Below are 15,681 nucleotides of genomic sequence, written 5' to 3'. Positions count from 1 at the left end.
GGAGAACCCCGGTGTTGCTCGTTTTCGGCCTCACGGCGGTGTTCCGTACGGTCAGTGAGGGGACGTTCCACTGCCCGCACTGCGGAGGTGACCGCGCCTACCGCAGGCGGGCCGGGCGCCGCTGGTTCTCGGTCTTCTTCGTCCCGATGGTCCCGCTGTGGCGGCTCGGCCACGCGGTGGAGTGCCGGACGTGCCGGGGCCGGTTCCCCGTCTCGGCGCTGCGGACGCCGACCGCGCAGCAGATGGCGGAGACGCTGGCCGCGGGCATGCGGGCGGCCGCGGCCCTGGTGCTGCGGGCGGGCGATCCGGCCGGCGCGGCGGCCCGCGCCCGCGCGATCGCGACGGTCACCGGGTACGGCGAGCCCGACTACGACGGGGACGCCGTCAACGCCGACCTCGCGCTGCGCCGCACCTTCCTGGAGCGGGAGGTCGTCCTCGCCGGGGCGCAGCTGGCGGTCGAGGCCAAGGAGTGGTTCCTCGCGCAGGCCGTCCGGATCGGGCTGGCGGACGGCTCGCTCGGCGAGGGCGAGCGGCAGGCCCTGCACGGCATCGCGGACCTGCTCGGCATGTCCCGCGCGTACGCGCTCGGCGTGATCGTGACCACCGAGGGGGCGTCACGCTGACATGGAGCCGATAGGCGGCGGCGCGGCGCACCTGGGCAGGGCGCTCGTCCGGGCCCCCGGCCCGCGGATCGCCGAGGGCATCGTGACGCACGCCGCCCGCCGTCCCGTGGACGCCGCGCTCGCGGCCCGCCAGCACGAGGCGTACGTCGCGGCGCTGCGGTCGGCGGGCTGGCGGGTCCGCGCGGCGCCGCCGGCCGACGGGCAGCCCGACGCCGTGTTCATCGAGGACGCCCTGGTCGTCGCCGGCGACCTCGCGATCGTGTGCCGGTCGGGGGAGGAGCGCCGCAGGGGCGAGGGGCCGGGCGCGGAGCAGGCGGCGCGCGAGCTGGGCCTGCGGATCGAGCGCATCAAGGAACCGGGCACCCTGGACGGCGGGGACGTGCTGAGCGTCGGCGACACCGTCTACGTGGGGCGCGGCGCGCGCACGAACGAGGAGGGCATCTGCCAGCTCGCGCACCTGCTGGGCGGGCGGAGGGTCGTCCCGGTGGACACCCGCGGCTGCCTGCACCTGAAGTCGGCGCTGACCGCGCTGCCGGACGGCGGGCTGATCGGCATGCCCGACATGGTGGACACGTCGGTGCTGCCGTGCCTGCGCGTCGCGCCCGAGCCGTCGGGCGCCCACGTGGTGCTGCTCGGGCCCGACCACGTCCTGATGGCGGCGTCCGCGCCGCGCACGGCGGCGCGGCTGGCGGCGGACGGGCTGCGCGTGACGAGCGTCGACATCAGCGAGTTCGAGGCCCTCGACGGCTGCGTGACCTGCCTCTCCGTGCTCGTCCCCTGACCCGCCGGGGAATGCGGCGGGCTCCGGCGGGTGTTCCGGTGAGACGCGGGAGACTCAGGTCGTCTCAGCATCCGGACGCCGGTTTCCGTTACCCGGATGGCATCTGTTAACTTGGCGAACGTGTTGCGTGAGCTGCTCCTCCTTAGCGGCCGCAGCGGGGGCCTGTAGGACAGGTCGGCTCCCTCGCTGCGGGACTTTGACGTGGACGTCGGCCGCCGAGGTTCGAGCAGAGAGATCTCAACGGATGTATCCGCAACAGCAGTCTTCCGGTATGCCCTTCCAGCGCTACCGCACTTTCGCGCCCATCGCGCTGACCGACCGCACCTGGCCCGGCCGGGTCATCGCCGAGGCCCCGCGCTGGTGCGCGGTCGACCTGCGGGACGGCAACCAGGCGCTGATCGACCCGATGGACGCGCACCGCAAGCTCAAGATGTTCGAGCTGCTGGTGCGCATGGGCTACAAGGAGATCGAGGTCGGGTTCCCGGCGGCCAGCCAGACCGACTACGACTTCGTCCGGCAGATCATCGAAGAGGACCGCATCCCCGACGACGTGGTGATCCAGGTCCTGACGCAGGCCCGCCCCGAGCTGATCGAGCGGACGTTCGAGTCGGTGCGCGGAGCCCGGCGGGCGATCGTCCACCTGTACAACTCGACCAGCACGCTGCAGCGCCGCGTCGTGTTCGGCCAGGACAAGGACGGCATCACCGCGATCGCCGTCGAGGGCGCCAAGCTGTGCGCCAAGCTCGCCGAGGACATGGGCGACACCGAGATCTTCTTCCAGTACTCGCCGGAGTCGTTCACGGGCACCGAGCTGGAGTACGCCGTCGAGATCTGCAACGCCGTCAACGACGTGTGGAAGCCGACCCCGGACAAGAAGGTCATCGTCAACCTGCCGGCGACGGTCGAGATGGCGACGCCGAACGTGTACGCCGACCAGATCGAGTGGATGAACCGGAACCTCGCCCACCGCGACTCGGTCATCCTGTCGCTGCACCCGCACAACGACCGGGGGACGGCCGTCGCCGCCGCCGAGCTGGGCTACCTGGCGGGCGCCGACCGCATCGAGGGCTGCCTGTTCGGCAACGGCGAGCGCACCGGCAACGTCTGCCTGGTCACGCTGGGCCTGAACCTGTTCACCCAGGGCGTCGACCCGCAGATCGACTTCTCCGACATCGACGAGATCCGCCGGACGGTCGAGTACTGCAACCAGCTGCCCGTCCACGAGCGCCACCCCTACGGCGGCGACCTGGTCTACACCGCGTTCTCCGGCTCCCACCAGGACGCCATCAACAAGGGCTTCGACCACCTGAAGCGGGACGCCGAGGCCGCCGGGGCCCCGGTGGACGAGTACCGCTGGGAGGTCCCGTACCTGCCGATCGACCCGCACGACGTCGGCCGCACGTACGAGGCCGTGATCCGCGTCAACAGCCAGTCCGGCAAGGGCGGCGTCGCCTACATCATGAAGACCGAGCACTCCCTGGAGCTGCCGCGCCGGCTCCAGATCGAGTTCTCGCGGGTCGTGCAGGAGCACACCGACAGCGAGGGCGGCGAGGTCACGCCCGAGCGCATGTGGGAGATCTTCCAGGCCGAGTTCCTCGGCAACGGGCCGCGCGCCGGCCTGCTGGCGCACCGCGCCACCTCCCGGGTGGACGAGAAGGACGCGCTCAGCTGCGACATCCGCGTGGACGGCGAGATCCGCGAGATCGAGGGCGTCGGCAACGGCCCCGTCTCCGCGTTCGAGGACGCGCTCGCCACGATCGGGATCGACGTGCGCGTGCTGGACTACGCCGAGCACGCGATGAGCGCGGGCGGCGACGCGCGAGCCGCCGCCTACGTGGAGTGCGAGGTGCGGTTCGGCGAGGGGGACGGCGCGACCGTGTGGGGCGCCGGAATCGACGGCAACATCGTGACCGCGTCCCTCAAGGCGATCCTGTCCGCGGTGAACCGGGTGTCCCGCACGCGAGAGGCGTAGGCGGCCTGCGCGGTCACGCCGCACGGCTGCGGCATGACACGCCGGCCGGCCTGCCCGGCCGGGAGGGCTTCGCCCGCCTTCCGCGACCGCGCGCTGGATCCGGACGCGCGGGGAGCGCGGGCGCCGGGAGGCACCCGCGGTCCCCGCGCGCGGTTCAGCGGGCGCGACCGAGGACGTGGTGGACCAGCTCGCGGAGCGGCCCGTGGAGCTGGGCCTCGCCGACGGTGGTGCGGTCGCCGTCGATGTCGATCTCGTAGAGGAACTGGTCCGGGATCCGGCCCGGCGGCGGGACCGTCTTCAGGTCCACCCGGTGGACGAGCCTCGCCAGCATGGGGTCGCTGGCGCTGTCGGACTCGGCGTGCCGTTCGATCCCCGTGAACCCTCCGCTGCGGACGATTGTCACTTTCAACGCGCTATCCGTTCGCCCGCACGGGGATGCCCACGTCCGCCCAGGCCTTGCTCACCGCCTTGGTCTCGGCCGCGTCGGCGCCGTAGAGCCGGATCGCGGTCGCGGCGGTCGCGGCGGCGAACCCGGCGAAGTCGACGTCGGCGGCCAGCGTGCCGCCGGTGAGCGTGTCGTACCAGACGCGCCCGGCCCTCTCCCAGGCGTTGCCGCCGATGGCGGTGGCCGCGAGGTAGAAGGCGTGGTTGGGGATGCCCGAGTTGATGTGGACGCCGCCGTTGTCGCGCTGGGTCTCGACGTAGTGGTCCATGTGGGCGGGCTGCGGGTCCTTGCCGAGGCGGGGGTCGTCGTAGGCGGTGCCGGGCTCCTTCATCGAGCGGAGCGCGACGCCGTCGACGCCGGACGCGAGGAGGCCCTGCCCGATGAGCCAGTCGGCCCGGTCGGCGGTCTGCCCGCGCTGCCACTGCTTGACGAGGGAGCCGAAGACGTCCGACACGGACTCGTTGAGGGCGCCCGCCTGGCCGCGGTACTCCAGGTTCGCGGTGTACTGCGTGACGCCGTGGGTGAGCTCGTGCCCGGTGACGTCGAGGGGGCCGGTGAACCCGGTGAACAGGACGCCGTCGCCGTCCCCGTACACCATCTGCTTGCCGTCCCAGAACGCGTTGTCGTACTTGTCGCCGTAGTGGACGGTCGAGACCATCCGCAGCCCGGCGCCGTCGATCGAGTTGCGCCGGTACGCGGCCTCGAAGAAGTCGAACGTCGCGCCGAGCCAGTCGTAGGCCTGGTCGGCGGCTTTGTCTCCGGTGGCGGGCGCGCCCTCCGCGCGGACGGTGCGGCCGGGGAGCTCCTCGCGCCCCCCTGCGTCGCCGATCGTCCGGTCGGGGACGAAGTCCTCGGACGGGGCGGGAGCCCCGGCCGCGGTCGTCCTCCGTTCGGCGAACTGCGCGGAGGTGAGCGCCAGCGTACGGCGGGCGCGGTCGCGGAGGGCCGGATCATCGGCGTCGCGGGCGATCCGCTCCAGCATGTGCGGTGGCACGATGTGGCATCTCATGCCACAACGCTGCCAGCTCCGCGGAGTTCGGGCCATGGCTTTCGGCCTCCCGGCGCGGCCGAATCCGGTCACGGTATGTGATTGTTACTAAGCGCAGCGGCATCGTCCGGGCGCCTTGTGGAGATCCTGGGGAGATGTCCGGACCTCGCACCGAGGCATCGCGCGGCGTGCGTCAGAATGAACGGGTGACCCTCTACCGCGACGAAGGCATCGTCCTGCGCACCCAGAAGCTGGGCGAGGCCGATCGCATCGTGACGGTGCTGACCCGGCGCACCGGCCGGATCCGTGCCGCGGCGAAGGGGGTCCGCAAGACCCGGTCACGGTTCGGGGCGCGGCTGGAGCCGTTCACCCACGTCGACCTCCAGCTGTACGAGCGCCGCTCCCTCGACCTCATCACGCAGGCCGAGACGCTGCGCCCGTACGGGGAGGCGCTGGTCGCCGACTACCCCCGCTACACGGCGGGGACGGCGATGCTGGAGACGGCCGAGAAGCTGACGAGCGAGGAGGGCGAGCCCGCGCTGCGGCAGTTCCTGCTGCTGCTCGGCGGGCTGCGCACGCTCGCCGAGCGCGGCCACGACCCCCGGCTCGTCCTGGACGCCTTCCTGCTGCGCTCGCTGTCGGTCGCCGGCTGGGCGCCCGCGCTGGACGAGTGCTGCCGCTGCGGCACCCGCGGCGGGCTGCGCGGGTTCGCCATCGCGGCGGGCGGCGCGGTCTGCGCGAACTGCCGGCAGCCGGGCGCCGCGACCCCGGCGCCGCCGACGTTCGCGCTGATGGTGGCGCTGCTGCGCGGCGACTGGGCGTACGCCGACGGCAGCGAGCAGCGCCACCGGGCCGAGACCAGCGGCCTGGTGGCCGCCTACCTCCAGTGGCACCTGGAACACGGGATCCGGTCGCTGCGCCATGTGGAGCGCGAGGCGCACCCGGGCGCACACCCCGAAGCGCACGACGACATCGACAGGGAGCGAGTTTGAGAAGGGCCGTATCGCCGCCGGAGCCGCACCGCGACGGCGCCACCCCGCCCGCGATCCCCGCGGAGCTCGTGCCGCGGCACATCGCCCTCGTCATGGACGGCAACGGCCGCTGGGCGAAGGAGCGCGGGCTGCCGCGCACCGAGGGGCACAAGCGCGGCGAGGACTCGCTCTTCGACGTGATCATGGGGGCGATCGAGCTGGGCGTCCCCTACCTGTCGGCGTACGCGTTCTCCACCGAGAACTGGAAGCGGTCGCCGGACGAGGTGCGCTTCCTCATGGGCTTCAACCGGGACGTGATCCGCCGCCGCCGCGACCAGCTCCACTCGATGGGCGTCCGGGTCCGGTGGGCGGGCCGGCGGCCGCGGCTGTGGCGCAGCGTCATCAGCGAGCTGGAGACGGCCGAGGAGATGACGCGCGGCAACGACGTCCTCACCCTGCAGTTCTGCGTGAACTACGGCGGCCGCGCCGAGATCGTGGACGCGGCGGCGGCGATCGCCCGCGACGTCCGGGACGGCAGGCTCAACCCCGACAAGATCACCGAGAAGGTCTTCGCCCGCTACCTGGACGAGCCCGGCATCCCGGACGTGGACCTGTTCCTGCGCTCGTCGGGGGAGCAGCGCACGTCCAACTTCCTGCTCTGGCAGTCGGCGTACGCGGAGATGGTGTTCCTCGACACGCTCTGGCCGGACTTCGACCGCCGGCACCTGTGGCACGCGTGCCAGGTCTACGCCTCCCGCGACCGCCGGTACGGCGGAGCGGTCCCCAACGCGGTGGAGCCCGCCGCCGCCGGCTGACGCCGTCCTCAGCCGAGAGCGGCGTCGAGGGTGATCGTGGTGCCCGCGAGGGCCTTGCTGACCGGGCAGTTCTCCTTGGCGTCCCGCGCGGCCTTCTCGAAGTCGGCCGCGGACAGGCCGGGCACGCTCGCCCGGACGGTCAGGTGGATGCCGGTGATGCCCTCGCCCGGCTGGAAGGTGACCTCCGCCTTGGTGTCCACCTTCGCCGGCGGCGTGCCGGCCCCGGCGAGGGCGTGCGAGAGCGCCATCGAGTAGCAGGTGGAGTGCGCGGCGGCGATGAGCTCCTCCGGGCTCGTCCGCCCGTCCGGCTCCTGCGACCGCGACGCCCAGGTCACGTCGTAGGTGCCGAGCTTCGAGGAGTCCAGCGAGACGGTCCCCTGGCCCTCGATGAGAGAGCCTTCCCAATGCGCGTTTGCGGTGCGTGTCGTAGCCATGCCCCCGATTCTTCACCATGGCCGCACCGCGTGGATCATCAACCCCGGAAAGCCCCGCGCCCGCGCGGCACATCGGACGCGGGCGCGGGGACGTCCTCCCCGGGGAGCCGGGTCCTAGTTCACGTTCACCGCGGACCAGGCGGCGGCCACGGTGCCGTACTGGACGCTGCCCGCGCCGTAGAGGTCGGAGGCCGCGCTCAGGGTCGCGGTGCGCGCGCCCTTGTAGTCGGTCGAGGACGTCATGTACGTGGTCAGCGCCCGGTACCAGATCTTCGTGGCGGCGTCCCGGCCGATGCCGGTGACCGCGGAGCCGTTGGACGTGGGGCTGTTGTAGGAGACGCCGTTGATCGTCTTCGCGCCGCTGCCCTCGGACAGCAGGTAGTAGAAGTGGTTGGCGACGCCCGAGGAGTAGTGCACGTCGAGGTTCTTGGTGCCGGACGACCAGGAGTCGGCGGAGTTGCCGTCCCGGCTCGGCCTGTCCATGAACCGCAGCGCCGGCTGCCCGAGGCCGGGCAGGACGACCTCCTCGCCCACCAGGTAGTCGCCGGCGTCGCCGGCGTTGTTCGCGTAGAACTCGACGGCGGCGGCCATGATGTCGGACGTCGCCTCGTTCAGCCCGCCGGACTCCCCGGAGTAGGTGAGGTTCGCGGTGCTGCTGGTGACGCCGTGGCTCATCTCGTGCGCGGCGACGTCCAGCGAGGTGAGCGGGCCGAGCTGGGAGCCGTCGCCGTCGCCGTAGGTCATGCAGAAGCACGAGTCGTCCCAGAACGCGTTGGCGTAGCCGTCGCCGTAGTGGACGCGGTTGAACGACCCCTTGCCGTCGCCGGCGATGCCGGTGCGGCCGAAGACGTTCTTGTAGAAGTCCCAGGTCATGTCGGTGCCGAACTGGGCGTCGACGGCGACGGTGGCGCGGTCGGACGTGGTCCCGCTGCCCCAGTGGTTGTCGGCGTCGGTGAACAGCGTGGCGGGGGCGCGCCTGAAGCACCAGGAGAGGAAGCAGAGGTCGGTCTCGTTCCCGGCGTCGCCGGTGTAGGTGTTGCCGCGCGACGGGTCCTTCAGCTGGTAGGTGCTGCCGGACTTGGTGGTGTTCAGCGGGACCGTCCCGGTGTAGAGCGACTTGCCGTCGCCCGCCTCGGTGCGGATGGTCTCCTCGCGCAGCAGGACCTTGCCGGTCGCGGCGTCCACGGAGGTGAACACGCGGCTCGGCGTCCCGTCGGCCCGCGTGCCCGCGGTCTGGACGCGCCAGGCGAGGCGGGGCTGGTGGTCGGCGGTGCGCGCCTCGACGACGAGCGCGGGGGAGCCCTCCGCCTTGCGGTGCCCGGTGACGGCGCGCTTCCCGGCGGTCTTGGCGGAGACCTCGGGGCTGGAGTCGGCCGGGGCCTCGGCGAGGCTGCCGCTGCTGCCGTGCCACGCGCCGGACGCCGACTGGTGGACGACGAGGTCGCCGCCCAGGACGGGCAGGCCGTCGTAGGTGCGCGTCATCCGGGTGTGCGAGGTGCCGTCCCGGTCCAGGGAGACCCGGACGACCTTGAACGTCTGCCCTTCGCCGCCGCGCACCTGCGCGCCGCGTCCGGCGAGCGCGTGGAGCGCGCGCTCCGCGGCCTGCTGGGGTGTCGGCGGGGACGGCGCCTGCCGCGCGGACGCCGGCAGCGCGGTGCCGGCGGTCGCGAGCAGGGTCGCCGAGGCCAGGAGCACGGTCCTTCGGCTGGTGAACGCCCGTCTTGTCATGTACGCCCTCTCGTGCGGGCGCCACGCACCCCCGAGAGGCCCGCCGTCGGGCCTGTGGTGACGACGGGGACATTTATGACATAGGGCAGGACGGTTGTAGATATGACAATTCGCCAAGAATTGCCTACAGAGCGTGTGAAGTACGCGTCTTGCTACCGATCAGTAAACGGAGGCCGCCGGGTCAGCGCGGTTTCGCGGCGCACTCGCCGCAGGTGCCGAACACCTCGACGGTGTGCGTGATGCCGGTGAACCCGTGCTCGGCGGCGATCGCGTCCGCCCAGCGCTCCACGGCCGGGCCCTCGACCTCGACCGTGCGGCCGCAGTCGCGGCAGACCAGGTGGTGGTGGTGCTGCTCGGTCCGGCAGGCGCGGTAGACGGCCTCGCCCTCGTCGGTGCGCAGCACGTCGACCTCGCCCGCGTCGCTGAGCGCCTGGAGCGCCCGGTAGACGGTGGTGAGGCCGATCTTGGAGCCGTCGGCGCGCAGGTCGGCGTAGATGTCCTGCGCGCTGCGGAAACCCTCGCAGCCGGCCAGCACCTGCCGTACCGCGTCGCGGCGGGCCGTCGTCATCCCCTGAGCACCTCCGCCTCGGCATCGACGCGCGCCTCCGCACCGGGACCGGCGTGGACGGCGTCGCCCGCGACCGCGCGGGCGCGCCTGCGGCGCACCACCGAGCCCCCGGCGACCGCGACCGTGAACGCCGCGAGGGCCAGCAGCACGATCGAGGGGCCCGGAGGCAGATCGTACTGGAAGGACCCGGCGAGACCCGAAACGGCGGACAGGACCCCGATCCCCATCGCGGCCAGCATCGTCCCCCAGAAGCCCCGGGTGAGCTGCTGCGCCGCCGCCACCGGGACCACCATCAGCGCGCTGACCAGCAGCAGCCCGATCGCGCGCATCGAGATCACCACCGTGACCGCGGCGGTCGCGGCGATCAGCACGCTGAGGAACCGGACGGGCAGGCCCGCCGCCCGCGCGACCTCCTCGTCCTGGCACAGCAGGAACAGCTCGCGGCCGAACACCGCGATGATCGCCAGGACGGCGGCGGCGAGCCCCGCGACCACGTACAGGTCGGCCACCGTCACGCTGCTGATCGAGCCGAACAGGTAGGACTGGAGGCTCGCCGAGCCGTCGCCCGCGGCGTTGGTGAGGATCACGCCGCCCGCGAGCCCGCCGTAGAACAGCAGCGCGAGCGCGACGTCCCCGCCGCTGCGGCTGCGGGCGCGCACCACCTCGATCGCCACCGCGCCGAGCACCGACACGACCAGCGCGCCGAGGACGGGCGAGGTGCTGGTGAGCAGCCCCAGCCCGATGCCGGTCAGCGCGATGTGGCCGATGCCGTCGCCGAGCAGCGACAGCCTGCGCTGCACGATGAACGTGCCGACGGCCGGGGCGGTCAGCCCGATCAGCACCGCCATCACCAGGGCGACGCGCATGAAGTCGTACCGCAGCATCTCGCTCACGCGGGCCCTCCCGTGGTCGCGGCCCGGCCGGCCGGCGCGGCGTGGGCGGTGGTCTCGTGGACGACGCGGCCGTGGCCGAGTTCGACCGTGCGGGTGACGAGCGGCTCCAGCGGGCCCAGTTCGTGCGCGACCAGCACCACCGTGCGCCCGTCGCCCGCCAGCCCGTGGAGGGCGGCGGCGAGCGCGGCCTGGCTGCGCGCGTCCACGCCGGCGGTCGGCTCGTCCAGCACGAACACGTCGGGCTCGCCGGCGAGGGCGCGGGCGATCAGCACCCGCTGCTGCTGGCCGCCCGACAGCAGGTGCGCCGAGTCGCGGGCCCGCTCGGCGAGCCCCACCGTCCGCAGCGCGCGGTCGACGGCGGCGCGGTCGGCCGCCCGGTCGGTGAACAGGGCGGGCAGGCCGCGGGTCCGCCGGGCCACCCGCCCGGACGCCACGACCTCCCGGACGGTCGCCGGCACGCCGCCGCCCATCGGGAGCCGCTGCGGGACGTACCCGATCCGGTTCCAGGCGCGGAACCGGGCGGGCGGCTCGCCGTAGATCTCGGTGCGGCCCGCGGCCAGCGGGACGAGCCCGAGCAGCGCCTTGACCAGCGTGGACTTGCCGGCGCCGTTCGGGCCGAGGACCGCCAGCACGTCCCCCGCCTCGACCCGCAGGCCGATGCCGGCGAGGATGTCGCGGCCGTCCCGCCGGACGGCGCCGCCGGTCATCGCGAGCGGCGGGGCCGCGTCCTCGGTCGGGCGGTTCATGAGCACTCCAGGGCGGGACGCAGGGTCCGCAGGTTCTCTCGCATGATCGTCAGGTAGTCGCCGGACGAGCCGTCCTCGATGCCCTCGACCGGGTCCAGCACGGCGGTCCGCACGCCCGCCTCGCGGGCCAGCGCCTCCGCGGCCTTCGGGCTGACCAGCGTCTCGCTGAAGACCGTCGTGGCGCCGGTGGCGGACACCAGCCGGGTCAGCCCGGCGAGCCGCTTCGGCGAGGGCCCGCCGGACGGGTCGACCCCGGAGACCGGGATCTGCCGCAGCCCGTAGCGGTCGGCGAGGTAGCCGAACGCGGCGTGCGCGGTGATGACGTCCCGGCGCGCGCAGGTCTTCAGGCCGTCCCGGAAGGCGCGGTCGAGCCCGGTCAGCTCGCCCGCCGTCGCCTCGGCGCGCCGCCGGTAGCCGGGCGCGCGGCCGGGGTCGGCGGCGGCCAGCCGCTCGCCGAGCGCGGTCGCGACGGCCGCCATGCGGCTCGGGTCGAGCCAGATGTGCGGGTCGTAGGGCGCCTCGCGGTGGCGGACGCCGTCGTGCGCCTCCGCGTCGTCGGTCTCGCCCGGCGGCGGCAGCGTCCGCACCAGGGACGCGGCGTCCAGCGACCGGCCCTTCGCGTGCTTGCGGACGGCGTCGTCGACGGCGGGCTGGACGCCCGCGACGTAGACGGCGAGGTCGGCGTCCTCGACTCCGGCGACCTGGCGGGCGGTCAGCTCCAGGTCGTGGGGCTCCATCCCGGGCTTGGTGAGCGTCCGCACGAAGACGTCGTCTCCGCCGACCCGCTCCGCCAGCCATGCCATCGGGTAGAACGAGGCGACCACGGCGGTCTTGCCCGGCGGGACGTCCGCGTCCGCGCCGGCGCAGCCCGTCAGCCCCGCGGCGAGCCCGGCCAGGGCCAGGGCGGCCGCCGGGAGGGCGCGCAGGGGGTCGCGGAGGCGGGGCACGGGACGATTATGGACGAAGATGAAAACGGTTGTCAAAACCGGCCGATGCCGCGCCCCAGGGCGAACCCGACGAGGACCGCCAGCGCGGCGAGCCGCAGCAGCCGTCCCGAGCCGTCCAGCACGGGCCAGTTGAGATAGGCGAACCAGCCCAGCGCGACGGCGAGGACCAGCAGCCCGGCCGCCGCGACCCAGCCCGTGCCGGCCATGCCGACCACCAGCAGCGCGAACACCGCGACGAGCAGCGTCCACCGCGGCAGCCGGTGCAGGAACACCACCGGCGCCGCGCTCCGCCGCTCGACGGCCGCCCGCAGGCCGCCCCCGCGCTCACCCTTCGTCTCCACAGGCACCAACGTACTGCCAGGATGGACGGATGATCGCGATAACCCGGTACCGGGTGCCGGGCGAGGAGGCCGACGGATTCGCCGAGCGGATGACCGCGGTGCTGGCCGCGCTGTCCGCGGCCCCGGGCTTCCGCTCCGGCCGCCTCGCCCGGACCGTCGACGACCCCGGCCTGTGGGCCCTCGTCACCGAGTGGGACGGCGCCGGCCACTACCGGCGCGCGCTCGGCGGGTACGAGATCCGGCTCCAGTTCATGCCGCTCGCCGTGCTGGCGGTGGACGAGCCCGGCGCCTACGAGGTCGTCAGTTCGGCCTGACCCGGCGCCCCGCCGGTTCACGAGCGGGGAAACCACCGGGCAAGAAGCGCCCTGGCCCGGTTTCGCCGCCCCGGGCATGGTCATCTTTGCCCCTGCACGATCATGCCGCGGTCCTCGGGGGAGTTGCGATGCGCCATGCCGTCCTGTTCAGCGTGCTCTCCGGGGCGGCGGCGGTCGCTCCCGTCCTCGCCTTCGCCGGGACGGTTCCCGAGCGGCTCGCTGCCCGCCCGGCCGCCGGGCCGACCGAGGGCGGCGGGGCGCGCGTCGTCGAGTACCGCGGGCTGCGCGTCCCCGTCCCCGCGGGCTGGGCCGTCCACCGGCTCGACGCGGACCCGTCCCAGTGCGTCCGGTACGACCGGCACGCCGTCTACCTCGGGCGGCCCGGGCCGCAGCCCGACTGCCCGGCGCGGGTCGTCGGGCGCACCGAGGCCGTCCACATCGAACCCGCCGCAGGCGGCCGCGGCTCGCGGACGGTCGTGCACGCCGACAGGCTCGCCGCGCTCACCGTCGCGCCGGACGCCGGCCACGAGACGCGCCTCACCCTGCCCGAGGCCGGGGTCACGATCACCGGCGTGTACGGGCGGGACCCGGCGCGGCTCCAGCGGGTCCTGCGCGGCGCCCGGGTCTCCGCGCGATGGACCGCGGCGCCCCGCGCGTCCGGCGCGCCGTCCAGCCCCGACGTCCGCCGGGAGGCCCCAGGGGACGACACGGGAGACGGCGCGGGGGACGGCACGGTGCCGGACGCCGGCCTCGACCGCCCGTGGGTGCGCGGCAAGGGCTTCGACACCTGCACGGCGCCGTCGCTCGCCACCATGAAGGCGTGGCGGCCCTCGTTCAAGGTCACCAACATCTACATCGGCGGCGCGGCACGCGGCTGCGCCCAGCCGAACCTCACCGCGTCCTGGGTGCGGAAGGTCCGCAAGATGGGGTACCGCCTCACGCCCACCTACGTCGGCCTCCAGGCGCCGTGCGGGAGCCGCCCGCAGCGCTTCACCGCCAAGAACGCCGCCGGGCAGGGCGCGAAGGCCGCCGTGGACGCGGCCCGCAGGGCGAGGGCGCTCGGCGTCCCGGAGGGCAAGCCGATCTACTTCGACATGGAGGCGTACAACACCAAGAAGAAGGCGTGCAGGGCGGCCGTCCTGCGGTTCGTCGACCAGTGGGTGGAGCGGCTCGCCGGCGAGGGCTACGTCCCGTGCCTCTACAGCAGCGCGAAGTCCGGCATCCGCGACGTCGGCCGGGCGGACGGGATCAGCAAGCCCGCCGCCGTCTGGTTCGCCAACTGGAACGGCCGCGCCTCGGTCTACGACGACCCGTTCCTGCCGAACGGCTGGTGGTCCCCGCACCGCCGCATCAAGCAGTACCGGGGCGCCCACAAGGAGAGGCACGGCGGCGTCACGCTCAACATCGACCGCAACATCGTGGACGGACGCGTCTACTAGGGCCTTTCCAACCGGCCGGGTGCCCTAAGCTGGGAAATGCTCTCCGGCGCCGGCGACGACCGCGCCGGGGCTCATCACCGGGGATCACACTCGCCGCCGCCCGCCGCTCCCGCGCGGGCCGGGGGCGCACTCACTGTCCCGCCGACCGCCAGCCGGATGGAGAAGATTTCATGGCACGCCGTTCCGATGTGCTGGACACGATCGTCAACCTCGCCAAGCGGCGGGGCCTGGTGTACCCGTCGAGCGAGATCTACGGCGGGCTCCGCGCGTCCTGGGACTACGGCCCGCTCGGCGTCGAGCTGAAGAACAACGTCAAGCGCCAGTGGTGGAAGTCCATGGTGCAGGGCCGCGACGACGTCGTCGGCCTCGACTCGTGCGTCATCCTGGCGCGCGAGGTCTGGGAGGCCAGCGGCCACGTCCAGGCGTTCGTCGACCCGCTCACCGAGTGCCAGTCCTGCCACAAGCGCTTCCGGGCCGACCACCTGGAGGAGTCCTACGCGGAGAAGCACGGCCGCCCGCCCGCGAACGGCCTCGCCGACATCTCCTGCCCCAACTGCGGCGTCAAGGGCTCGTTCACCGAGCCGAAGATGTTCAACGGCCTGCTCAAGACCTACCTCGGCCCCGTCGAGGACGAGTCGGGCCTGGCCTACCTGCGTCCCGAGACCGCGCAGGGCATCTTCATCAACTACCTGAACGTCCAGCAGTCCGCGCGCCGCAAGGTGCCGTTCGGCATCGGGCAGATCGGCAAGTCGTTCCGCAACGAGATCACGCCGGGCAACTTCATCTTCCGGACCCGCGAGTTCGAGCAGATGGAGATGGAGTTCTTCGTCAAGCCCGGCAGCGACGAGGAATGGCACCAGTACTGGATCGACGAGCGCATGCAGTGGTACGTCGACCTCGGCATCCGCAAGGAGAACCTGCGGCTGTTCGAGCACCCGCAGGAGAAGCTGTCCCACTACTCCAAGCGCACCGTCGACGTGGAGTACAAGTTCGACTTCGTCGGCAGCGAGTGGGGCGAGCTTGAGGGCATCGCCAACCGCACCGACTACGACCTGACGACGCACTCGAAGGCGTCCGGCGCCGACCTGTCGTTCTTCGACCAGGAGTCCGGCGACCGGTTCACCCCGTACGTGATCGAGCCCGCGGCGGGCGTCGACCGCTGCACGCTGACGTTCATGATGGACGCCTACGCCGAGGACGAGGCGCCCAACGCCAAGGGCAAGCTGGAGAAGCGCGCCGTCATGCGGCTCGACCGCCGGCTCGCCCCGGTCAAGGTCGCGGTGCTGCCGCTGTCGCGCAACGCCGACCTGTCGCCGAAGGCCCGCGACCTCGCCGCGCGGCTCCGCCGGAACTGGAACGTCGACTTCGACGACGCCGGGGCCATCGGCCGCCGCTACCGCCGCCAGGACGAGATCGGCACCCCGTTCTGCGTCACCGTCGACTTCGACACCCTGGAGGACGACGCGGTGACCGTCCGGGAGCGCGACTCGATGAGCCAGGAGCGCATCGCGATCGGCCAGGTCGAGGCGTTCCTCGCGGCGCAGCTCGTCGGCTGCTGACCCCGGCCGGGAGACCGCCGGGAGACCGCCGCGGGCTCCTGGGAGACCGCCACGGGCCGCCCCCGTATGCCGGGGGCGGCCCGCTTCGTTCTGGGAGCGTGTCCGTATGGGAGCGAA

17 protein-coding genes are annotated in these 15,681 nt (G+C 73.2%); 8 read left to right on the top strand and 9 right to left on the bottom strand.

Features of this window, described 5'->3' with window-relative positions:
• The first annotated feature begins 11 nt into the window (after window positions 1-11).
• From ACA511_RS18355 to leuA, 3 genes are all read left to right on the top strand, one after another.
• Window positions 12-623, top strand: coding sequence for a hypothetical protein (locus tag ACA511_RS18355; protein ID WP_375025561.1), 612 nt, complete (start codon window positions 12-14; stop codon window positions 621-623).
• 1 nt (window position 624) lies between these two features.
• Window positions 625-1,404 carry a dimethylargininase gene (ddaH, locus tag ACA511_RS18350; protein WP_375025560.1) on the top strand — a complete coding sequence of 260 codons (780 nt, stop codon included), beginning with the start codon at window positions 625-627 and terminating at the stop codon, window positions 1,402-1,404.
• Between the two features lie 244 nt (window positions 1,405-1,648).
• Window positions 1,649-3,376: a 2-isopropylmalate synthase gene (leuA, locus tag ACA511_RS18345; RefSeq protein ID WP_375025559.1), complete on the top strand. Its 1,728-nt coding sequence runs from the start codon at window positions 1,649-1,651 to the stop codon at window positions 3,374-3,376.
• A 154-nt stretch (window positions 3,377-3,530) separates the two neighbouring features.
• On the opposite strand, the gene ACA511_RS18340 is transcribed toward leuA, so the two are convergent.
• Both ACA511_RS18340 and ACA511_RS18335 read right to left on the bottom strand, forming a co-directional pair.
• Window positions 3,531-3,779, bottom strand: a complete 249-nt coding sequence (locus ACA511_RS18340; RefSeq protein ID WP_375025618.1) for a protealysin inhibitor emfourin — start codon at window positions 3,777-3,779, stop codon at window positions 3,531-3,533.
• 10 nt (window positions 3,780-3,789) lie between these two features.
• Window positions 3,790-4,815 carry a M4 family metallopeptidase gene (locus tag ACA511_RS18335; RefSeq protein WP_375025558.1) on the bottom strand — a complete coding sequence of 342 codons (1,026 nt, stop codon included), beginning with the start codon at window positions 4,813-4,815 and terminating at the stop codon, window positions 3,790-3,792.
• A gap of 200 nt (window positions 4,816-5,015) precedes the next feature.
• On the opposite strand from ACA511_RS18335, the gene recO reads away from it, so the two are divergent.
• Together recO and ACA511_RS18325 are read left to right on the top strand one after the other, a co-directional pair.
• Window positions 5,016-5,801 carry a DNA repair protein RecO gene (recO, locus tag ACA511_RS18330; protein ID WP_375025557.1) on the top strand — a complete coding sequence of 262 codons (786 nt, stop codon included), beginning with the start codon at window positions 5,016-5,018 and terminating at the stop codon, window positions 5,799-5,801.
• A complete protein-coding gene (locus tag ACA511_RS18325) occupies window positions 5,798-6,595 on the top strand; it encodes an isoprenyl transferase (protein ID WP_375025556.1) in 798 nt (265 codons plus the stop codon). The genes recO and ACA511_RS18325 overlap by 4 nt, the downstream gene beginning before the upstream one ends.
• An 8-nt stretch (window positions 6,596-6,603) precedes the next feature.
• Here the strand turns inward: ACA511_RS18325 and ACA511_RS18320 are convergent, their stop codons facing one another.
• The 7 genes from ACA511_RS18320 to ACA511_RS18290 all read right to left on the bottom strand — a co-directional run bounded on the left by ACA511_RS18320 (window position 6,604) and on the right by ACA511_RS18290 (window position 12,252).
• Window positions 6,604-7,029: an OsmC family protein gene (locus tag ACA511_RS18320; protein WP_375025555.1), complete on the bottom strand. Its 426-nt coding sequence runs from the start codon at window positions 7,027-7,029 to the stop codon at window positions 6,604-6,606.
• Between the two features lie 114 nt (window positions 7,030-7,143).
• Entirely contained in the window at window positions 7,144-8,757 is a 1,614-nt protein-coding gene (locus ACA511_RS18315) for a M4 family metallopeptidase (RefSeq protein WP_375025554.1), read from the bottom strand.
• A gap of 181 nt (window positions 8,758-8,938) precedes the next feature.
• The gene (locus ACA511_RS18310; RefSeq protein WP_375025553.1) at window positions 8,939-9,325 is read right to left on the bottom strand and encodes a Fur family transcriptional regulator; all 387 of its coding nucleotides are present in this window, start codon (window positions 9,323-9,325) and stop codon (window positions 8,939-8,941) included.
• Window positions 9,322-10,209, bottom strand: coding sequence for a metal ABC transporter permease (locus ACA511_RS18305; RefSeq protein ID WP_375025617.1), 888 nt, complete (start codon window positions 10,207-10,209; stop codon window positions 9,322-9,324). The genes ACA511_RS18310 and ACA511_RS18305 overlap by 4 nt, the downstream gene beginning before the upstream one ends.
• Window positions 10,210-10,214: 5 nt before the next feature.
• Window positions 10,215-10,964: a metal ABC transporter ATP-binding protein gene (locus tag ACA511_RS18300; RefSeq protein WP_375025552.1), complete on the bottom strand. Its 750-nt coding sequence runs from the start codon at window positions 10,962-10,964 to the stop codon at window positions 10,215-10,217.
• Window positions 10,961-11,911, bottom strand: a complete 951-nt coding sequence (locus ACA511_RS18295; protein ID WP_375025551.1) for a metal ABC transporter substrate-binding protein — start codon at window positions 11,909-11,911, stop codon at window positions 10,961-10,963. The genes ACA511_RS18300 and ACA511_RS18295 overlap by 4 nt, the downstream gene beginning before the upstream one ends.
• A 32-nt stretch (window positions 11,912-11,943) precedes the next feature.
• Window positions 11,944-12,252, bottom strand: coding sequence for a DUF6703 family protein (locus tag ACA511_RS18290; RefSeq protein WP_375025550.1), 309 nt, complete (start codon window positions 12,250-12,252; stop codon window positions 11,944-11,946).
• A gap of 29 nt (window positions 12,253-12,281) precedes the next feature.
• On the opposite strand from ACA511_RS18290, the gene ACA511_RS18285 reads away from it, so the two are divergent.
• From ACA511_RS18285 to ACA511_RS18275, 3 genes are all read left to right on the top strand, one after another.
• On the top strand, window positions 12,282-12,566 hold the full coding sequence (locus ACA511_RS18285) for an antibiotic biosynthesis monooxygenase family protein (protein ID WP_375025549.1): 285 nt from the start codon (window positions 12,282-12,284) through the stop codon (window positions 12,564-12,566).
• A gap of 128 nt (window positions 12,567-12,694) precedes the next feature.
• Complete coding sequence (locus tag ACA511_RS18280) at window positions 12,695-14,005, top strand: glycoside hydrolase domain-containing protein (protein WP_375025548.1); 1,311 nt, start codon at window positions 12,695-12,697, stop codon at window positions 14,003-14,005.
• Between the two features lie 170 nt (window positions 14,006-14,175).
• Window positions 14,176-15,564: a glycine--tRNA ligase gene (locus tag ACA511_RS18275; protein WP_375025547.1), complete on the top strand. Its 1,389-nt coding sequence runs from the start codon at window positions 14,176-14,178 to the stop codon at window positions 15,562-15,564.
• Window positions 15,565-15,681: the final 117 nt, after the last annotated feature.

Source organism: Actinomadura sp. GTD37 (assembly GCF_041951365.1).
In the GTDB taxonomy this organism is placed as follows: Bacteria; Actinomycetota; Actinomycetes; order Streptosporangiales; family Streptosporangiaceae; genus Spirillospora.
Note: the sequence above shows the minus strand (reverse complement) of the source record. Positions and strands in the feature narration are given on the sequence as shown.

Coding starts and splice junctions, on each gene's coding strand:
- ddaH (WP_375025560.1), top strand. CDS start 625: ATGGAGCCGATAGGCGGCGGCGCGGCGCACCTGGGCAGGGCGCTCGTC.
- leuA (WP_375025559.1), top strand. CDS start 1,649: ATGTATCCGCAACAGCAGTCTTCCGGTATGCCCTTCCAGCGCTACCGC.
- ACA511_RS18320 (WP_375025555.1), bottom strand. CDS start 7,029: ATGGCTACGACACGCACCGCAAACGCGCATTGGGAAGGCTCTCTCATC.
- ACA511_RS18315 (WP_375025554.1), bottom strand. CDS start 8,757: ATGACAAGACGGGCGTTCACCAGCCGAAGGACCGTGCTCCTGGCCTCG.
- ACA511_RS18310 (WP_375025553.1), bottom strand. CDS start 9,325: ATGACGACGGCCCGCCGCGACGCGGTACGGCAGGTGCTGGCCGGCTGC.
- ACA511_RS18305 (WP_375025617.1), bottom strand. CDS start 10,209: ATGCTGCGGTACGACTTCATGCGCGTCGCCCTGGTGATGGCGGTGCTG.
- ACA511_RS18300 (WP_375025552.1), bottom strand. CDS start 10,964: ATGAACCGCCCGACCGAGGACGCGGCCCCGCCGCTCGCGATGACCGGC.
- ACA511_RS18285 (WP_375025549.1), top strand. CDS start 12,282: ATGATCGCGATAACCCGGTACCGGGTGCCGGGCGAGGAGGCCGACGGA.
- ACA511_RS18280 (WP_375025548.1), top strand. CDS start 12,695: ATGCGCCATGCCGTCCTGTTCAGCGTGCTCTCCGGGGCGGCGGCGGTC.
- ACA511_RS18275 (WP_375025547.1), top strand. CDS start 14,176: ATGGCACGCCGTTCCGATGTGCTGGACACGATCGTCAACCTCGCCAAG.